The 16,252-nt window shown below is 73.1% G+C and carries 13 protein-coding genes; 9 read left to right on the plus strand and 4 right to left on the minus strand.

Going from position 1 to position 16,252, the window contains the following annotated elements:
• Window positions 1-7 precede the first annotated feature (7 nt).
• Genes PD653B2_RS03555 through PD653B2_RS03565 form a run of 3 tightly spaced genes read left to right on the plus strand, consistent with a single transcriptional unit; the run spans window position 8 to window position 2,607 of the window.
• Window positions 8-850: an aldo/keto reductase gene (locus tag PD653B2_RS03555; protein WP_085870946.1), complete on the plus strand. Its 843-nt coding sequence runs from the start codon at window positions 8-10 to the stop codon at window positions 848-850.
• Window positions 847-1,905 (plus strand): alanine racemase, encoded by a 1,059-nt coding sequence (locus PD653B2_RS03560; RefSeq protein ID WP_085870947.1) that lies wholly within the window; start codon window positions 847-849, stop codon window positions 1,903-1,905. The genes PD653B2_RS03555 and PD653B2_RS03560 overlap by 4 nt, the downstream gene beginning before the upstream one ends.
• A gap of 18 nt (window positions 1,906-1,923) precedes the next feature.
• Window positions 1,924-2,607, plus strand: coding sequence for a peptidylprolyl isomerase (locus tag PD653B2_RS03565; protein ID WP_085870948.1), 684 nt, complete (start codon window positions 1,924-1,926; stop codon window positions 2,605-2,607).
• A 16-nt stretch (window positions 2,608-2,623) separates the two neighbouring features.
• Here the strand turns inward: PD653B2_RS03565 and PD653B2_RS03570 are convergent, their stop codons facing one another.
• Window positions 2,624-3,505 carry an oxidoreductase gene (locus tag PD653B2_RS03570; RefSeq protein ID WP_085870949.1) on the minus strand — a complete coding sequence of 294 codons (882 nt, stop codon included), beginning with the start codon at window positions 3,503-3,505 and terminating at the stop codon, window positions 2,624-2,626.
• Between the two features lie 3 nt (window positions 3,506-3,508).
• A complete protein-coding gene (locus PD653B2_RS03575; protein WP_085870950.1) occupies window positions 3,509-3,952 on the minus strand; it encodes an OsmC family protein in 444 nt (147 codons plus the stop codon).
• A gap of 110 nt (window positions 3,953-4,062) precedes the next feature.
• On the opposite strand from PD653B2_RS03575, the gene PD653B2_RS03580 reads away from it, so the two are divergent.
• Together PD653B2_RS03580 and PD653B2_RS03585 are read left to right on the plus strand one after the other, a co-directional pair.
• Window positions 4,063-4,347, plus strand: coding sequence for a Fe-S cluster assembly protein HesB (locus tag PD653B2_RS03580; protein WP_085870951.1), 285 nt, complete (start codon window positions 4,063-4,065; stop codon window positions 4,345-4,347).
• Window positions 4,348-4,423: 76 nt separating this feature from the next.
• Window positions 4,424-5,419, plus strand: coding sequence for an NADP-dependent oxidoreductase (locus tag PD653B2_RS03585; protein ID WP_085870952.1), 996 nt, complete (start codon window positions 4,424-4,426; stop codon window positions 5,417-5,419).
• A gap of 254 nt (window positions 5,420-5,673) precedes the next feature.
• Here PD653B2_RS03585 and PD653B2_RS03590 read toward each other — a convergent pair whose 3' ends face one another.
• Together PD653B2_RS03590 and PD653B2_RS03595 are read right to left on the minus strand one after the other, a co-directional pair.
• Entirely contained in the window at window positions 5,674-6,921 is a 1,248-nt protein-coding gene (locus PD653B2_RS03590; protein ID WP_089503875.1) for a YncE family protein, read from the minus strand.
• Between the two features lie 64 nt (window positions 6,922-6,985).
• Complete coding sequence (locus tag PD653B2_RS03595) at window positions 6,986-8,686, minus strand: aminotransferase class V-fold PLP-dependent enzyme (protein WP_085870953.1); 1,701 nt, start codon at window positions 8,684-8,686, stop codon at window positions 6,986-6,988.
• A 34-nt stretch (window positions 8,687-8,720) separates the two neighbouring features.
• Between PD653B2_RS03595 and pepN the strand changes: the two genes are divergently transcribed.
• The 4 genes from pepN to PD653B2_RS25830 all read left to right on the plus strand — a co-directional run bounded on the left by pepN (window position 8,721) and on the right by PD653B2_RS25830 (window position 16,250).
• Window positions 8,721-11,183, plus strand: coding sequence for an aminopeptidase N (gene pepN / locus PD653B2_RS03600; protein WP_085870954.1), 2,463 nt, complete (start codon window positions 8,721-8,723; stop codon window positions 11,181-11,183).
• On the plus strand, window positions 11,180-12,013 hold the full coding sequence (locus PD653B2_RS03605) for a formate dehydrogenase accessory sulfurtransferase FdhD (RefSeq protein WP_085870955.1): 834 nt from the start codon (window positions 11,180-11,182) through the stop codon (window positions 12,011-12,013). Before pepN ends, PD653B2_RS03605 begins: the two co-directional genes overlap by 4 nt.
• A gap of 62 nt (window positions 12,014-12,075) precedes the next feature.
• Entirely contained in the window at window positions 12,076-13,242 is a 1,167-nt protein-coding gene (locus PD653B2_RS03610; protein ID WP_085870956.1) for an exonuclease SbcCD subunit D, read from the plus strand.
• Entirely contained in the window at window positions 13,239-16,250 is a 3,012-nt protein-coding gene (locus PD653B2_RS25830; RefSeq protein WP_085870957.1) for an AAA family ATPase, read from the plus strand. Before PD653B2_RS03610 ends, PD653B2_RS25830 begins: the two co-directional genes overlap by 4 nt.
• The last annotated feature ends 2 nt before the right edge of the window (window positions 16,251-16,252 follow it).

The raw sequence follows: 16,252 nt of genomic DNA on the forward strand, positions 1-16,252 counted from the left end.
TGAGCCCATGGCGAGTGACATCCCGACCCACACCCTCAACGACGGCCACACCCTCCCCGCGATCGGCTTCGGCACCTACCCGCTGAAGGACGAGGACGGCATCGAGGCGGTCCGCAGCGCGATCGAGAACGGCTACCGGCTCATCGACACGGCGGTGAACTACGAGAACGAGCGCGAGGTGGGCGAGGCGATCCGGCGCTCCGGCGTGCCGCGCGACCAGCTCCAGGTCGCCAGCAAGATCCCGGGGCGCGACCACGGCTACGACGACGCGATCGCCAGCGTGCACGGCTCGCTGGAGCGACTCGGCCTCGACTACCTCGACCTGCACCTCATCCACTGGCCCAACCCGCGGATCGGCCAGTACGTCGAGGCCTGGCGCGCCCTGGTCGACCTGCGCGAGCAGGGGCTGGTGCGGTCGATCGGCGTCTCCAACTTCACCCCCGAGCACCTCGAGCGGATCATCGACGAGACCGGCGTGACGCCGGCGGTCAACCAGGTCGAGCTGCACCCGTACTTCCCGCAGTCGGTGATGCGTGACGTGAACACGAAGTACGGCATCCAGACCGAGTCGTGGAGCCCGCTCGGCAAGCGCCAGGCGCCGTTCTCCGAGCCGCCCGTCGCGGAGGCCGCCGAGAAGCACGGCGTGACGCCCGGCCAGGTGATCCTGCGCTGGCAGGTGCAGCTCGGCTCGATCCCGATCCCCAAGTCGGCGACCCCCGAGCGGCAGCGGCAGAACCTCGACGTCTTCGGCTTCGAGCTCAGCGACGACGAGGTCGCCGCGATCACCGCCCTCGGGCGACCGACCGGGCGGCTCTTCGGCGGGGACCCGGACACGCACGAGGAGATGTGACCGAGCCCGCCACGCCGTACCTCCGGGTCGACGTCGCGCGGCTGCACCGCACGATCACCGGTACGGCGGCGCGCGCGGCCGGCGCCGGGGTCTCGCTGCGCCCGCACGTGAAGACCCACAAGTGCGTCGAGATCGCCCGGCTGCAGCTCGACGCCGGCGCGATCGGCATCACCGTCGCGACCGTCGGTGAGGCCGAGGTCTTCGCTCGGCACGGGTTCGACGACGTCTTCGTCGCCTACCCGCTCTGGCTCACCGACGAGGCCGCTGCCCGGCTGCGGGAGGTCGCCCAGCACGCCCGCCTCGCCATCGGCGTCGACTCCACCGAGGCGGCCGCCCGGGCCGGCTCGCTCCTCGAGGGCTCGGGAGTCGAGGCGCTCGTCGAGGTCGACTGCGGCCGCCACCGCTCCGGGGTGCGGCCGTCCGACGCGGGAGCGCTCGCGGTCGCGGCCGAGGAGGCCGGGCTGCCGGTGCGCGGGGTGTTCACGTTCCCGGGCCACAGCTACGCACCCGACGCCCTCGCCAGCTCCGCCGAGGACGAGTCGCGGGCGCTGACCGCGGCCGTCGCCTCGCTGCGCGAGAGCGGGCTGGAGCCGGACGTCGTGAGCGGCGGCTCGACCCCCAGCCTCGCGCACAGCGACACCGCGCTCCTGACCGAGCTGCGGCCCGGTGTCTACGTCTTCGGCGACGCCCAGCAGTGGGAGCTCGGCACGATGGCGCCCTCCGACATCGCGCTGACCTGCCGGGCCACGGTCGTCAGCCACGCCGGCGGGCGGCTGGTGCTCGACTCCGGCAGCAAGGCGCTGGGCGCCGACCGGGCGCCGTACGCCACCGGCGGGGGGCGGCTGCTCGATCACCCGGACGCCCGGATCGTGCTGCTCTCGGAGCACCACGCGGTGGTCGACCTGGGCGGCGCTCCCCTGCCACCGATCGGCAGCCGCGTGGACGTCGTCCCCAACCACGTCTGCAACGCCGTCAACCTGACCGACACCCTGTGGGCGGACGACGGCGACGCACTGGTCCCCTGGTCGGTGTCCGCGCGCGGACGCAACACCTGAGTCACTACGATCGCGTCCATGCTGACCCGCTCCCGTGCCGCGTTCGCCGGCCTTGCCGTCGTCGCCGCGTTCACCCTCGCCGGCTGTGGAGGCGACTCGGACTCCGACGTCGCCACGGACACCCCCAGCGCCAGCCCGACCGGGCCCGCGTGCGACTACCCGGCCGACGCCCAGGGTGCCGCCAAGAAGGTGAACCCGCCGCCGGCCCGCGCGGCGGTCTCGGGCGAGGTGGGCGCGACCATGAAGACGAGCGCGGGCGACATCGGGCTCACCCTCGACGCCGACACGACCCCGTGCACGGTCAACTCGTTCGTGTCGCTGGCCGAGCAGGGCTACTTCGACGGCACGACCTGCCACCGGCTCACGACCACCGACGCCGGGATCTTCGTGCTCCAGTGCGGCGACCCGACCGGGACCGGCATGGGTGGCCCCGGCTACTCCTTCGACGACGAGCTCTCCGGCTCCGAGACCTATCCCGCCGGCACCCTCGCGATGGCGAACGCCGGGCCGGACACGAACGGCTCGCAGTTCTTCCTCGTGTACGCCGACACCCCGCTGCCGGCGAGCTACACCGTCTTCGGCACGGTCGACGACGCCGGGCTCGAGGTGCTGAAGGGCATCGCCGACGAGGGCACCGCGGACGGTGGTCCCGACGGCCCGCCCCGGACGCCGGTCGACATCGAGTCGGTCACGGTCGACTGACCTCCGGGACCGAGGATCAGAGCGGGTAGGTCACCCCGGTCAGCTCCTCCGAGACGGTCCACAGCCGCTTCGCCAGGTCGGGGTCGCTGGCCTCGCGGCTGCGACCGACCCCGGTCGGCCAGCCGCGCATCTCCAGGAAGCCGTCCGGCCCGATGAACGAGTTGCCCGGCAGGTCCATGGTCGCTGCGTACAACGTCGTCAGCGCGCCCTTCTGCACCGGCATGCCGGCGATCTTGTGGCCCCAGCTGCCGACCCAGGTCTTGAAGGCGCTCCCGGTGTTGGCGGTGATCGCCGTCGCCGTCGAGCCCGGGTGCGAGCCGACCGCCCGCAGCGTCGACCCGGACGCCGTCAGCCGGCGTTGCAGCTCTGCGAGGAAGAGCAGGTTGGCGAGCTTGGAGGTGGCGTACGCGGCGAACGGCTTGTACTCGCGCCGCTGCCAGGTCAGGTCGCTGAGGTCGAGGTCGGCGCGGAGGTGGGCGTCGGACGAGATCACCACGACCCGGTCGCTGAGCTGCGGCAGCATCAGGTTGGCCAGCGCGAAGTGACCGAGGTGGTTGGTGGCGAGGTGGGTCTCGAAGCCGTCGGCGGTGATGGCGTGCGGCACGGCCAGCACGCCGGCGTTGTTGACCAGGACGTCGACCGGGCCGATTTCGGCGGCGAACTCCCGCACCGAGGAGAGGTCGGCGACGTCGAGCCGGCGCACCTCCACCGTCCCGCGCATGGCGGCCGCGGCCTGCTCCCCTTTGGCGGGGTTGCGCACCGCGAGCACGACCTCCGCGCCGGCCGCGGCCAGCACCCGTGCGGTCTCCCTGCCGAGCCCTCCGCTGGCGCCGGTCACGACGAAGCGCCGGCCGTCCTGGCGTGGCACGGAGTCCCAGTGGGCCCGCTTGCGTGGCACGGCCTAGACCTCGACGTACTCGATGGGGACGCCGAGCTGGACCGTGCGACCGACCGTGCAGAGGCGGTCGCGGGACTGTGCGATCGAGCGCGGCAGCACCTCGCGGGCCCGGTCGCCCTCCTCTCCGTCCGGGAAGCGCACGTCGAAGGTGATCTGCAGGTTCACCAGGTGGTTGCCGTGCTCGTCGCGCACCTTGTCGCCGCCCGCGGTGACGGCGAACGCCGTCGCCGCCGCGCGCTTGCCGGTGATCAGGTCGACGTCGATCGCGCTGCAGCCGGCCAGGGCCGCGAGCAGCAGCTCGACGGGCGTGAAGTCCGGGTCACCGCCCGACCCGACGGACACCACGCCCCCGCGCCGGTTGGTGGCCTTGAACCGGCCCTCCCCCATCTTCGTGAGCTCGATGCTGCGGTGCTGGTCGGGTGTGGGCTCGGGTGTGGGCTCGGTCATGAGGCACAGACTGCCAGAAGGCCGACACGCCCGGGATCGGGACCGGACTTGTGTCTCGCGCCCGCATTGGGGACGGTGGAGGGGACCAGCCAAGCTATCGGAAGGCGAGCATGCTCACCCTCACCGAGAACGCCAGCGCCATCGTCAACGAGATCACCTCCCAGCCCGGCCTCGCCGAGACCGCGGGGCTCCGGATCACCTCCGATGCCTCTCCGGAGCCCGCCTTCGAGGTCTCCGCAGCCCAGCAGGCCGAGCCCGGCGACCAGGTCGTCGAACAGGGCGGAGCGACCGTCTACCTCGACGAGACCGCAGCCCAGCTGCTCGACGACAAGGTCCTCGACGCAGCGGTCGACCCGGCCGGGAAGGTCGAGTTCGCGCTCGCCCTCCAGGGCTGATCTCCCTGCTCGCAGCGGACCCCGGACCTCATGGTCCGGGGTCCGCTGCCGTTCTCGCGGCTGGCAGGATCGACGCATGACGACCTCCCGCGAGATCCATCTCGTCTCCCGTCCCACCGGCTCGCCGACTCCCGAGGACTTCCGGGCCGTCGACACCGAGCTGGGCGATCCCGGCCCGGGCGAGGTGCTGGTCCGCAACACCTTCCTCTCGGTCGATCCCTACATGCGGGGCCGGATGAACGACGTGAAGTCGTACGTGCCCCCGTTCGCCCTCGACGCCGTGATGGACGGCGGCGCCGTCGGCGAGGTCGTCGCCTCGGGCTCGGACCGGTTCGCGGTCGGCGACACCGTCCTGCACCAGGCCGGGTGGCGCACGCACGCCCTGCTGCCCGAGCGCGAGGCCCGCGCGGTCGACACGTCCGTGCTCCCGGCCTCGACGTACCTCGGCGCGCTCGGCATGCCCGGGATGACGGCGTACGTCGGCCTCACCCGGATCGCCGAGATGAAGGAGGGCGACACCGTCTTCATCTCCGGCGCCGCCGGTGCGGTCGGCTCCGTCGCCGGCCAGATCGCCCGCCAGCTCGGCGCCGGCAAGGTCATCGGCTCCGCCGGCTCGGCCGAGAAGTGCGCGTGGCTCGTCGACGAGCTGGGCTTCGACATCGCGCTCGACTACAAGGCCGCGCCGATCGGCAAGCAGCTGCGCGAGCACGGTCCGGTCGACGTCTACTTCGACAACGTCGGCGGCGACCACCTCGAGGCGGCGCTCTTCGCGATGGCCGACTTCGGGCGGATCGCGGCCTGCGGGATGATCGCCGACTACAACGCCACCTCCCCCGCTCCGGGCCCGCGCAACCTGATGATGGTGATCAGCAAGCGCCTCACCCTGCGCGGCTTCATCGTCACCGACCACTCCGACCTCGCCGGCGAGTTCTACCGCCGCGCCGGCGCCTGGGTGGCCGACGGGTCGCTCACCTGGCGGGAGACCGTCGTCGACGGCATCGACCACGCCGTCGACGCGTTCCTCGGCCTCTCCCGGGGCGACAACACCGGGAAGATGCTCGTGCGCGTCTGAGTCGTCTCGGTGGTCGAGACGGCGCGCAGCGTCCTGCCGGCCGCTGCCCGACGGTCGGCCGGCGCGATCGGCCGTGCCTCTTCACCAGTCGCCCGGCGCACGCGATGATGGGGCCGTGCGCAGCCAGGATGAGCGGGACAAGCAGACGCTCGACATCATGTCGATCGTCTTGAAGGCAGCGTTCCTGCTGTTCGTCGCGGTGGTCGTCCTGGTGATCCTCGATCACGCCGGGTGAGCCGGGGCTCGCGTCGCTCCTAGAGCCCGGGCACCAGTGACCTCAGCACGAACCCGTTGCGCACCCGCTGCGGGTGGTCGCCGACCGGGACCGTCTGCACGATCCGCTCGGTCCGGTAGGAGATCTTCGCGACCTGGTCACGGCCGCTCCAGGAGATGTAGCAGTAGCGGCCGTCCCAGCTCGGGGTGACCCAGTAGGGCTTGCCACCCTCCCTCTTCAGCAGGGGCCCGCGCTCGAAGGTCCTCGCGTCCACCACGGTGGCGTAGTCGGACATCGTGCCGGCGACACAGATCTTCGTGCCGGCGGGGTTCATCGCGATCCCGTGGTGGGCGGAGTCGAGGAGGTACTGCTCGCGCGGTGTGTCGGGCACCAGGTTAGGCAGGTGCTTGACCCGGGTGATCCTCCCGCTGGCGCGGTCCATGGCGACGAAGCCGTGGAGGAAGGACAGCTGGAAGTAGAACGTCTGCTCGTCCGGCGAGAGCGTCATCGGGCGTACGGCGGTGCTCGTCTTCGTCATGCCGCGCTCGTCGAGCGCCGCGCGCAGGTCGTAGCGCCTGATCACCTTGAACGTCTTCGCGTCGACGATCTGCAGCCGCCGCTCCTGCTTGGTCGGGTCGGCCGCCGGGTCGTCGAGCGGGCTGTAGACCATGCCGATGCTGGCGTGGAGGATCCGCTTGCCGCCGTCGATGAAGACACTCTCGTGCGGCGAGCCGCCGGAGGGGAAGCGGCCGATCTCCTGGCCGTCCCTGACCCGCAGCACGTGCACGACGTTGGCGGTCGACGCGCTGACGACGACCCGCTTGCCGTCGGGCGAGATCGCCATATGGTCGGAGCGCACGCCGTCGACCTGGAAGCGCCAGACGATCTCCTGGGTGTCGAGGCTGATCGCGACCACGTCGGCGAACGACGGTCGGGAGACGATCAGCATCCGGCCGTCGTTGGAGGAGTACATGTCGTCGACGAACTGGTCGTGGCCCTCACCGATGAGCGCGCGGATCGCCAGGAAGTAGGCGAACCGGTAGGGGTCGGTCGCGATCTCCTGCATCCGCTCCATCTCGTCCGGTACGACGTCGATGCGGCCCAGCCGCTCGAAGCTCTGCGGCGCCAGGATGTCGGCGGTGCCGGCCCAGTTGTTGCCCGCGAACACCACCCGCCGTACGTCGTCGGCGGTGTCGTCCTCGACGGCGGCCGCCGGGTCGACCAGCCCTGCCGCGCCGATCAGCAGCCCCACCGTGGCCACCAGCGTCCTGCGTCCGAACGTCTGCACCCGTCACTCCTGTCGTCGGTTCGCAGGGGCAACGAGCGTCGAGGAGTCCCGGTTACGTTGCCCGTCAGTCCAGCGCGGATGCCGGCAGGTCGAACCACCGCAGGTGCTCGAAGTCGGGGCTGACCTGCGCCGGGTGGGTGGACAGGTCCGGCCCGGCGGCCGCGTCGAGGATGGCCGCGCCGTCGCGCAGGTGCTCGGTGAGCAGCTCCTCGCCGCCGGTGTGCTGGTTCGACGGCATCGACACCCGGCCGCCGGCGTACGAGATGTCGAGCAGGCTGAGCGGCGGGGTGACCAGGCCGTTGCGGTGCCGCCACAGCCCGGTGGCCGGGTCGAAGCGGTAGTCCCCGAGCAGCTTCCAGCCGTCGCGGGCGACCAGCCGGACCGCCTCGATGAGGTAGTCGACGACCGCGTCGGAGACGAAGTAGTTGAAGTTGATCCGCACCCAGCCGGGCTTGATGCCCTCACAGCCGCCGGTGATCTCGCGCTCGAACTCGTGGGAGCGCTCGATGTCGATGCCGAGCAGCCGGTGGCCGTACGGGCCGGCGCACGAGCAGCCGCCGCGGGACTGGATGCCGAAGAGGTCGTTGAGCAGGGCGACGACGTAGTTGTGGTGCAGGTAGCGCCCCGAGGGTGCCCGGAGCACGAACGACACGATCGAGAGCCGATCCGCGCCGAGGTTGCCGAGCAGCTCGATCGACGGCTCGTCGTGCCAGGCGTCGACCGCCCGGCGCAGGTGCCGCTCCTCCTGGGCGCGGATGGTCGTGGTGCCGACCGCCTCCTTGAGCTGGAAGACCAGGCCGGCCCGGATCGACTCGATGATGGCGGGGGTGCCGCCCTCCTCGCGGTGGGTCGGGTCGGCGAGGTACCTGTGGTCGTCGTCGTTGACGTAGGCGACGGTCCCTCCGCCGGGGACGTCCGGCACCCGGTTGGCGAACAGCTCGCGCCGCGCGGCCAGCACGCCGGGCGTCTGCGGGCCGCCGATGAACTTGTGCGGCGAGAGGAAGACGGCGTCCTTGTAGGACAGCGGTTGTCCCTTGGCCGGACCCATCTCGATGTCGACGTACGGCGCGGCCGCGGCGAAGTCCCAAAAGCTCAGGGCACCGTGCTCGTGGAGCAGCGTGGCGATCGCCGCGGTGTCCGAGACGATGCCGGTGACGTTCGAGGCGGCGGAGAAGGACCCGATCTTCAGCGGCCGCTCGGCGTGCTTCTCGAGCTGCTCGCGCAGGTCGTCCTGGTCCACTCCCCCGTCGGCGTCCTGGCGGATCGTCACCACGTCGGCGATCGACTCGCGCCACGGGATCTCGTTGGAGTGGTGCTCGTAGGGGCCGATGAAGACGACCGGCCGCTGGGCGGGCGCGATGTGCTCGGTGAGCGCGTGGGCGTCGTCGAGGGCCGACGGGATCCGCAGGCCGAGGACGCCGATCAGCTTGGCGATCGCGCCCGTGCACCCGGAGCCGGCGAACAGCACGACGGTGTCGTCGTCGCCGCCGAGGGACTCGCGGATGATCGCCCGCGCCTCCTCCCGCAGCCGGGTGGTCTGGAGGCCGGTGCCGCTCGACTCGGTGTGGGTGTTGGCGTAGCCGGGCAGCACCTCGTCGCGGATGAAGTCCTCGATGAAGCCGAGCGCCCTGCCCGAGGCGGTGTAGTCGGCGTAGGTCACCCGCCGGCGGCCGTACGGCGTCTCCATGACGTGGTCGTCACCGATCACGGATTCCCGGATCAACGCGAGCAGCGCCTGCTTGTCGTCCGCACCCTCAGCCGCCATGAGTCCCACGATAGGTCCGGATTAGGGTGACCGGGTGAGCAGCCCGTACCAAAGTCTCCAGCACGCCGAGGCGATCGCCCGCCACGATCTCCTGACCGTCGACGCGTACGACGTGCGCCTCGACCTGGCGAGCGACGACAAGACCTTCGGGTCGGTGACGACCATCCGGTTCCGGAGCACGGGCGGCTCGACGTTCCTCGACCTCAAGCCCGAGCGGGTCAACGAGATCCGGTTCAACGGCCGGCCGCTCGACCCCGACCTGCTCGTGCGCGGGCGGCTGCCGATCGAGACCGTCGACGGCGACAACGAGCTGATCGTCGACGCGGTGATGCCCTTCCGCAACGACGGCGAGGGGCTGCACCGCAGCGTCGACCCCGCCGACGGCAAGCACTACGTCTACGGCATGTCCTTCATGGACGCCGCCCCGACGGTGTTCGCCTGCTTCGACCAGCCCGACCTCAAGGCGCCGTACACGTTCCACGTCGTCGCGCCCGAGGACTGGACCGTGATCGGCAACGCCCCGGGGAAGAACCCGGAGCCCGGCGTGTGGGAGTTCGAGCAGACCCAGCCGCTGTCGACGTACTTCGTCACGCTGGTCGCCGGGCCCTACCACCTGATCCGCGACGAGCACGACGGCATCCCGCTCGGTCTCAGCGCCCGGGCGAGCATCGCGAAGGACCTCGACGCCGACGCCGACGAGCTCTTCACCATGACCAGGCAGTGCTTCGACGAGTTCCACCGACTGTTCGGGATCCGCTACCCGTTCGGCGACTACCACCAGGCGTTCGTGCCGGAGTTCAACGCCGGCGCGATGGAGAACCCGGGCTGCGTGACCTTCCGCGACCCGCTCGTCTTCAGCTCGCGGGTGACCCGCGGCATGCGCATCCAGCGCGCGACGACCGTGGCCCACGAGATGGCGCACCAGTGGTTCGGCAACATCGTCACCCCGCGCTGGTGGGACGACCTGTGGCTCAACGAGTCGTTCGCCGAGTACATGGGCAACCGGGTCACCGCCGACGTCACGGAGTACGACGACGCCTGGACCCACAACGCCTACGCCCGCCGGCAGTGGGGCCTGGTCGCCGACCAGCGGCCGAGCACCCACCCCGTCGCCGGCAACGGCGCCGTCGACGCGAGCGCCGCGCTCCAGGACTTCGACGGGATCTCCTACGCCAAGGGCTCGAGCATCCTCAAGCAGCTCAACGCGACCCTCGGCGACGACGTGTTCTTCGCCGGTGCGATCGACCACTTCACGAAGCACCGCTTCGGCAACGCGACCATGCACGACCTCTTCGCCAGCTGGGAGGAGGCGGGCGCCGGCGACCTGTCGGCGTTCACGAGCAACTGGCTGCGCACGGCCGGCCCCGACACGATCGTGCTCGACCGCGCGGCCGGCGTGGTCCGGCGCACGCCGCCCGCCGACCACCCCGCCGACCGCTCGCACACCCTCCGGGTCGCGACCGCCGCACCCGAGGGCACGTGGGAGGTCGCGTCGCTGACGGTCTCCGGACCGGAGACGTCGTACGACGTCGCCGAGGGCAGCGCGGTCGTCCTCGACCCCTACGAGGACACCTGGGCGCTCGTGCAGCCCGACCCGGTGACCGTCGCGGCGCTGCCCGGCCTGCTCCCCCGCACCGAGGACACGCTGCTGCGCGCCGGTGTCTGGAACAACGTGCGCAGCGCGTTCCACAACGCCGCGATCGACCCGGCCGCGGTGATCGACCTCGTCGAGGCAGGGCTGCCGGTCGAGGACAGCGACGACGCGGTCTTCTACACGATGCCGTGGGTGGTCGCGAAGGTCGTGCCGCTGACGGCCGACCCCGACGCCGCGCTGGCCCGGGTGCACCGTGCGGCCCTCGCCAAGGCCGAGGCCGCGAGCCCGGGGTCGACCCTCCAGCTCGCGGCCTTCCAGGCGGCCGTCTCGTCGGCCACGGACGCCGCCCTGCTGCGCGGGTGGCTCGGCGGCCGGGACCTGCCGGCGGGCATCGACATCGACCTCGACCTGCGCTGGCGGATCCTCGTGCAGCTCGCCTCCTTGGGCGAGACCGACCGCGCCGAGCTGCTGGCGGCGCTCGACGCCGAGCCCACCGCGCGTTCGCGGGTCGAGCACACCCGGGCGGTCGCCTCGCTGCCCGACGCCGATGCGAAGGCCTGGGCGTGGGCGCGGTTCACCGGTGACGTCGACGTCCCCAACTACGAGCTCGAGGCCGCCGGCCTGGGCATGTGGCGACGCAACCAGCGCCCGCTCCTCGAGGAGTACGTCGACCGCTACTTCGCGGACGTCCCCGGGACCGCCGCGCGCCGCAGCGGGTGGGTGCTCGCCGACGCCGCCGACGCGTTCTTCCCGGTCGTGTTCGAGGACGACGCGACGCTCGCGAAGGCCGAGGCGCTGCTCGCGCTCGACGACTTCGACCCGTCGATGCGCCGCAGGGTGGTCGACCAGGTCGACGAGCTCACCCGCCGGGTCGCGATCGCCCGAGCCTTCCCGAAAGCATGAGCACCGACCGCGCGCGACGCCCGGGCCCCACGGTCCGCACGCGCGTCCACGAGCTCACCGCGGACGCCGACCGGCACCACGAGGACCGGCTCGCGACCGAGGAGCCGCTGGAGATCCGGCTCGCCTGGCCGGGCGGGGCGCCCCGGCGGGTCTGGGTCACGATGCGCACGCCCGGCAACGACTTCGAGCTGGCGGCCGGCTGGCTGCTGCACGAGGGCCTGACCGGACCGGACGGGATCCACGCGGTCGCCTACTGCACCGACGCCGACCTGGCGCCGGAGCAGGAGTTCAACGTCGTCACGGTCACGCTGGCCGGGACGCCGCTGAAGGACCCCGGGCACCGGCACGTCGGCCAGTCGTCGGGCTCGTCGGCCTGCGGTGTCTGTGGCAAGGACAGCATCGCCGAGGCGCTGGCCGCCCCGGCCACGCACCGCTGGGCGGGCCCGCTCCCCACGTCCGAGGTCGTGCGCGGCCTGCCGGACCGGATCCGCGAGCACCAGGCGGTGTTCGCCCGCACCGGAGGCGTGCACGCCGCGGCCCTGGCCACCGCGGATGGCAACCTGCTCGCCGTCCGCGAGGACGTCGGGCGGCACAACGCCGTCGACAAGGTGAGCGGCGCCCGGGTGCTGGCCGGCGCCTCGCCCGCCGAGGCCTGCCTGGTGGTCAGCGGCCGGGCCGGGTTCGAGCTCGTGCAGAAGGCCGTCGCCGCCGGGATCGGCTCGCTGGTCGCCGTCGGCGCCCCCACCAGCCTCTCGGCCCGGCTCGCCGAGGAGTCGGGGCTGGCGCTCTACGGCTTCACCTCCCCCGGCCGGACCGTCCGCTACTGCTGACCGACCCGCCGGGCGCGGCGTGGGATCGCCGGAGTGTCGGTGGTCGTTCCTAGGTTGGACCCATGCGTATCCTCCACACGTCCGACTGGCACCTGGGCCGGTCGTTCCACCGTGAGGGGATGCTGACGCACCAGGCGTCGTACGTCGACCACCTGCTCGACGTCGTGGCCTCCGAGCGCGTCGACCTCGTGGTCGTCGCGGGCGACGTCTACGACCGCGCGCTCCCCCATGTCGATGCGGTCCGGCTCGCCGACGACAGCCTCGCGAGGCTGGCCGCGTCGCGGGCCCGGGTCGTGCTCACCAGCGGCAACCACGACTCCGCCCAGCGGCTCGGCTTCAGCTCGCGGCTGATCGACGCCTCCGGCATCTTCATCCGCACCGACGCGTCCACCGTCGGCACCCCGGTGCTGCTCGAGGACGAGCACGGCCCGGTCGCCGTCCACGGCATCCCCTACCTCGACCCCGACGCGGTCCGCGAGCCGTGGGGGCTGTCCGCTCGCTCCCACGAGGCGGCGCTGACCGAGGCGATGCGTCGGGTGCGGGCGGACCTCGACCGGCGTCCCGGCTCCCGGTCGATCGTGCTGGCCCACGCGTTCGTCGCGGGGGCCGAGCCGAGCGACTCGGAGCGCGACATCAGCGTCGGAGGCGTCTCGCTGGTGCCCACCTCGGTCTTCGACGGGGTCTCCTACGCCGCGCTCGGCCACCTCCACGGCCGGCACACCCTGACCGAGTCCGTCCGCTACTCCGGGTCCCCCCTCGCCTACTCGTTCTCCGAGGCGACCCAGGTCAAGGGCTCCTGGCTCGTCGAGCTGGGCGCCACCGGCCTGGTGTCGGCGGACTTCGTCGAGGCGCCGGTGCCGCGCCGGCTGGCCCGGATCCGGGGCACGCTCGACGAGCTGCTCGCCGACCCGCGGCTGGTGGACCACGAGAGCTCGTGGGTGCAGGCGACGCTCACCGACGACAGCCGGCCGCTCCAGGCGATGGACCGGCTGCGCTCCCGGTTCCCGCACACCCTGGTGCTCGGGTTCGAGCCGGCCGGCGGCGCCTCGGCGTCGGTCCCGCTGGCCCGCACCCAGGGCCGCTCGGACCACCTGATCTCGCTCGACTTCCTGGCCGAGCTGCGCGGCACGCCCGCCACCGACGACGAGTCCGCGCTGCTGCTCGCCGCCACCGACGCCTGCTGCGAGGACCCCGACTTCGACGTCCTCCTCTCCGAGGCCGGCCCGTGAGGCTTCACCAGCTCGAGATCACTGCGTTCGGACCGTTCGCCGAGACCGTGGCGGTCGACTTCGACCAGCTGTCCGATGCCGGGCTGTTCCTGCTGTCCGGGCCGACCGGCGCCGGCAAGACGAGCGTCCTCGACGCCGTCTGCTTCGCGCTGTACGGCGACGTGCCCGGCGCCCGCAACACCGCCAAGCGGCTGCGCTCCGACCAGGCGGCGCCCGGCGTGCGGCCCCGGGTGGCGCTGGAGGCGACCCTGTCGGGCCGCCGGTTCCGGCTGGTCCGCTCACCGTCGTGGGAGCGGCCCAAGAAGCGTGGCACCGGCGTCACCACTGAGCAGGCGTCGGTGTCGATCGCCGAGCGGGTCGACGGTGACTGGGTCACCCACTCCACCCGGCTCGACGAGACCGGCCACCTGGTCACCCGGCTGGTCGGCATGAACCTCGCCCAGTTCACGCAGGTGGCGATGCTGCCGCAGGGCGAGTTCCAGACGTTCCTGCGGGCCCGGTCCGAGGAGCGGCACCGCCTGCTCCAGCAGCTCTTCCGCACCGGCCGCTTCGAGGACGTCGAGCGCTGGCTGCGCGACCGTCGGATCGCCCTCAGGCGCTCCTCCGAGAGCGCCCATCAGCGGGTGGCCGCCCTGGTGAGCCGGATCAGCGAGGCCGTCGAGGCCCCGGCCCCGGAGGCGTGGGACCTGCACGACCTCGCCGTCCCGGCCGCCGACGGCGCGGTCCTCGGCTGGGCGGCGGCACTGCACGCCGAGGCCGACCGGGGTCGCGGCGACGCCGACACCACCGCGGACCGGGCGGCCGCGGCCGAGGCGGCCGCGCGTCAGGCGCTGGACGACGCGCGGGCGCTGGCAGAGCGGCGGGCCCGGGTCGACGCCGCCCTCGCCGAGCAGGCGGCGCTGGCGGACCACGCCGCCGCGGTCGAGGCCGCCCGGGCGGCGCTCGACGCCGCGCGCCGCTCGGCCGCCGTGCTGCCGCTGCACCACCTGGCCCTGCGGGCGACCGCTGCGCGCGACCGGGCCGCTGCGGTGGCCCAGGACGCGTGCGAGCGGGCTGCGACCGCGCTCGACCTGCCCGGTCTCGACGGGCTCTGGGTCGACCGGGGGTCGCTCGACGCAGCCGTCGAGGAGGCGGTCGAGGCGGCCGGTCGGGTCAAGGCCGCGCTCCCCCGCGAGGCCGCGCTGACCCAGGCCGCCACGGCCCTGGAGGCCACCCAGGAGCGCGCGGGTCGGCTGGCCGAGCAGATCTCGGTCGCCGAGGCCGCCGCCGCCGCGCTGCCGCAGCGGACCGTCACGCTGCGTGAGGAGCTGGCGACCGCGCGCGCGGCCGCCGCCGCGGTCGACGGCCAGGCCGCCCGGGTCTCCGACCTCACGACCCGCGTCGAGGCAGCGGCGCAGGTCGTCACCTTCGAGGAGGAGCTGGCGCTGGCCCGGCTCGACCTCCAGGTGGCCACGTCCGAGACGCTGACCCGGTGGTCTGCATACCTCGACGTCCGCCAAGCGCGACTCGAGGGCATGGCCGCGGAGATGGCGAGGGCGCTCGCGGTCGGCGACTCGTGCCCGGTCTGCGGCTCGGCGGAGCACCCCCACAAGGCGTACGCCGCCCCCGGCGCACCCGACGCGCTCGCGGAGAAGGCCGCCGAGAAGCGCCACGTCGACGCGACGTCGGTGCAGGTCGCCCACGAGGAGCGGGTGCGCAACCTCGTCACCAACCTGGCCCTCACGCGGCAGGCGGCCGGACCCGAGCCGGCGGGTCTCCTGACGGCACAGCGCGCCGAGGCCGCCGCCGAGCTCGCCCGTCTCCAGGAGCTGGCGTCCCGGGTCGAGCCCCGGTCCCGCGAGCTCACCGACCTGGAGGGCGAGGCGACCCGGCTCGGCGAGGAGCTGACCCGCCTGCGCCTCGAGGCCGGCGCGCTCGAGGCCGACCAGCGCCACGGCCAGGAGCGGCTGGCCGCCCTCCGCGACGAGATCGACGACCTGCTCCAGGGCACCGGCGCGCCCGACCTGGCCTCGCTGCACGCCCAGCACTCCGCCCAGGCCGCCACCGGTCGGACCGCCTGCGAGGCGCTCGACGCCGTGGCCGCCGCCGAGTCGTCGCTGGTCGAGGCGACCACGTCGCTGGCCGACGCCGTCGAGCGCGCCGGCTTCGCGAGCGCCGAGGACGCGGTCGCCGCCGCGCGGCCCGACCCGGAGGTGCACGCCCTCCACACCCGGCTCGAGGCGCACGACCGCCGCCTGGCCGCCGTCGCCGCCGTGCTCGCCGAGCCCGGCGCGGCTGAGCTCGCCGACCAGCCCGTCCCCGACCTGGCGCAGCTCGGCTCCGCCCACGACGACGCCCTCGCGGCCCTCGGCGAGGCCCGGTCGACCGCGGCCATGTGGCAGCGGCGCTTCGAGCGCCTCGGCACCCTCCGCACCGAGCTGACGGCCGCACTGGGTGCCTGGGCCCCGATCCGCGACGACCTCGAGCTCACCACCCGGCTGTCGTCGTTCGTCGACGGGAAGTCCGCGGACAACCGTCTCCAGATGCGCCTCTCCGCCTACGTCCTCGCCTACCGGCTCTCCCAGGTGGTCGCGGCCGCCAACGCCCGGCTGGCCGGGATGAGCGACCAGCGCTACTCCCTCGAGCACACCGGGCGCCGCGGCGCGGGCGAGACCCGGGGCGGGCTGAGCATCCTGGTCCGCGACGACTGGTCGGGTGAGTCCCGCGACCCGGCGACGCTGTCGGGCGGCGAGACGTTCGTCGTCTCCCTCGCTCTCGCGCTCGGGCTCGCCGACGTGGTCACCCACGAGGCCGGCGGTGCCGACCTCGACACGCTCTTCGTCGACGAGGGCTTCGGCTCCCTCGACGCCGACACCCTCGACGACGTCATGGACACCCTCGACTCGCTGCGCGACGGCGGCCGGGTCGTCGGCGTCGTCAGCCACGTGCCCGAGATGCGCGACCGGATCCCGGTCCAGCTCCGCGTCACCAAGTCCCGCCGGGGCTCGACGCTGGCCGTCAGTCGCTGACG

It is taken from the genome of Nocardioides sp. PD653-B2, from assembly GCF_002117935.1.
Lineage (GTDB): Bacteria > Actinomycetota > Actinomycetes > Propionibacteriales > Nocardioidaceae > Nocardioides.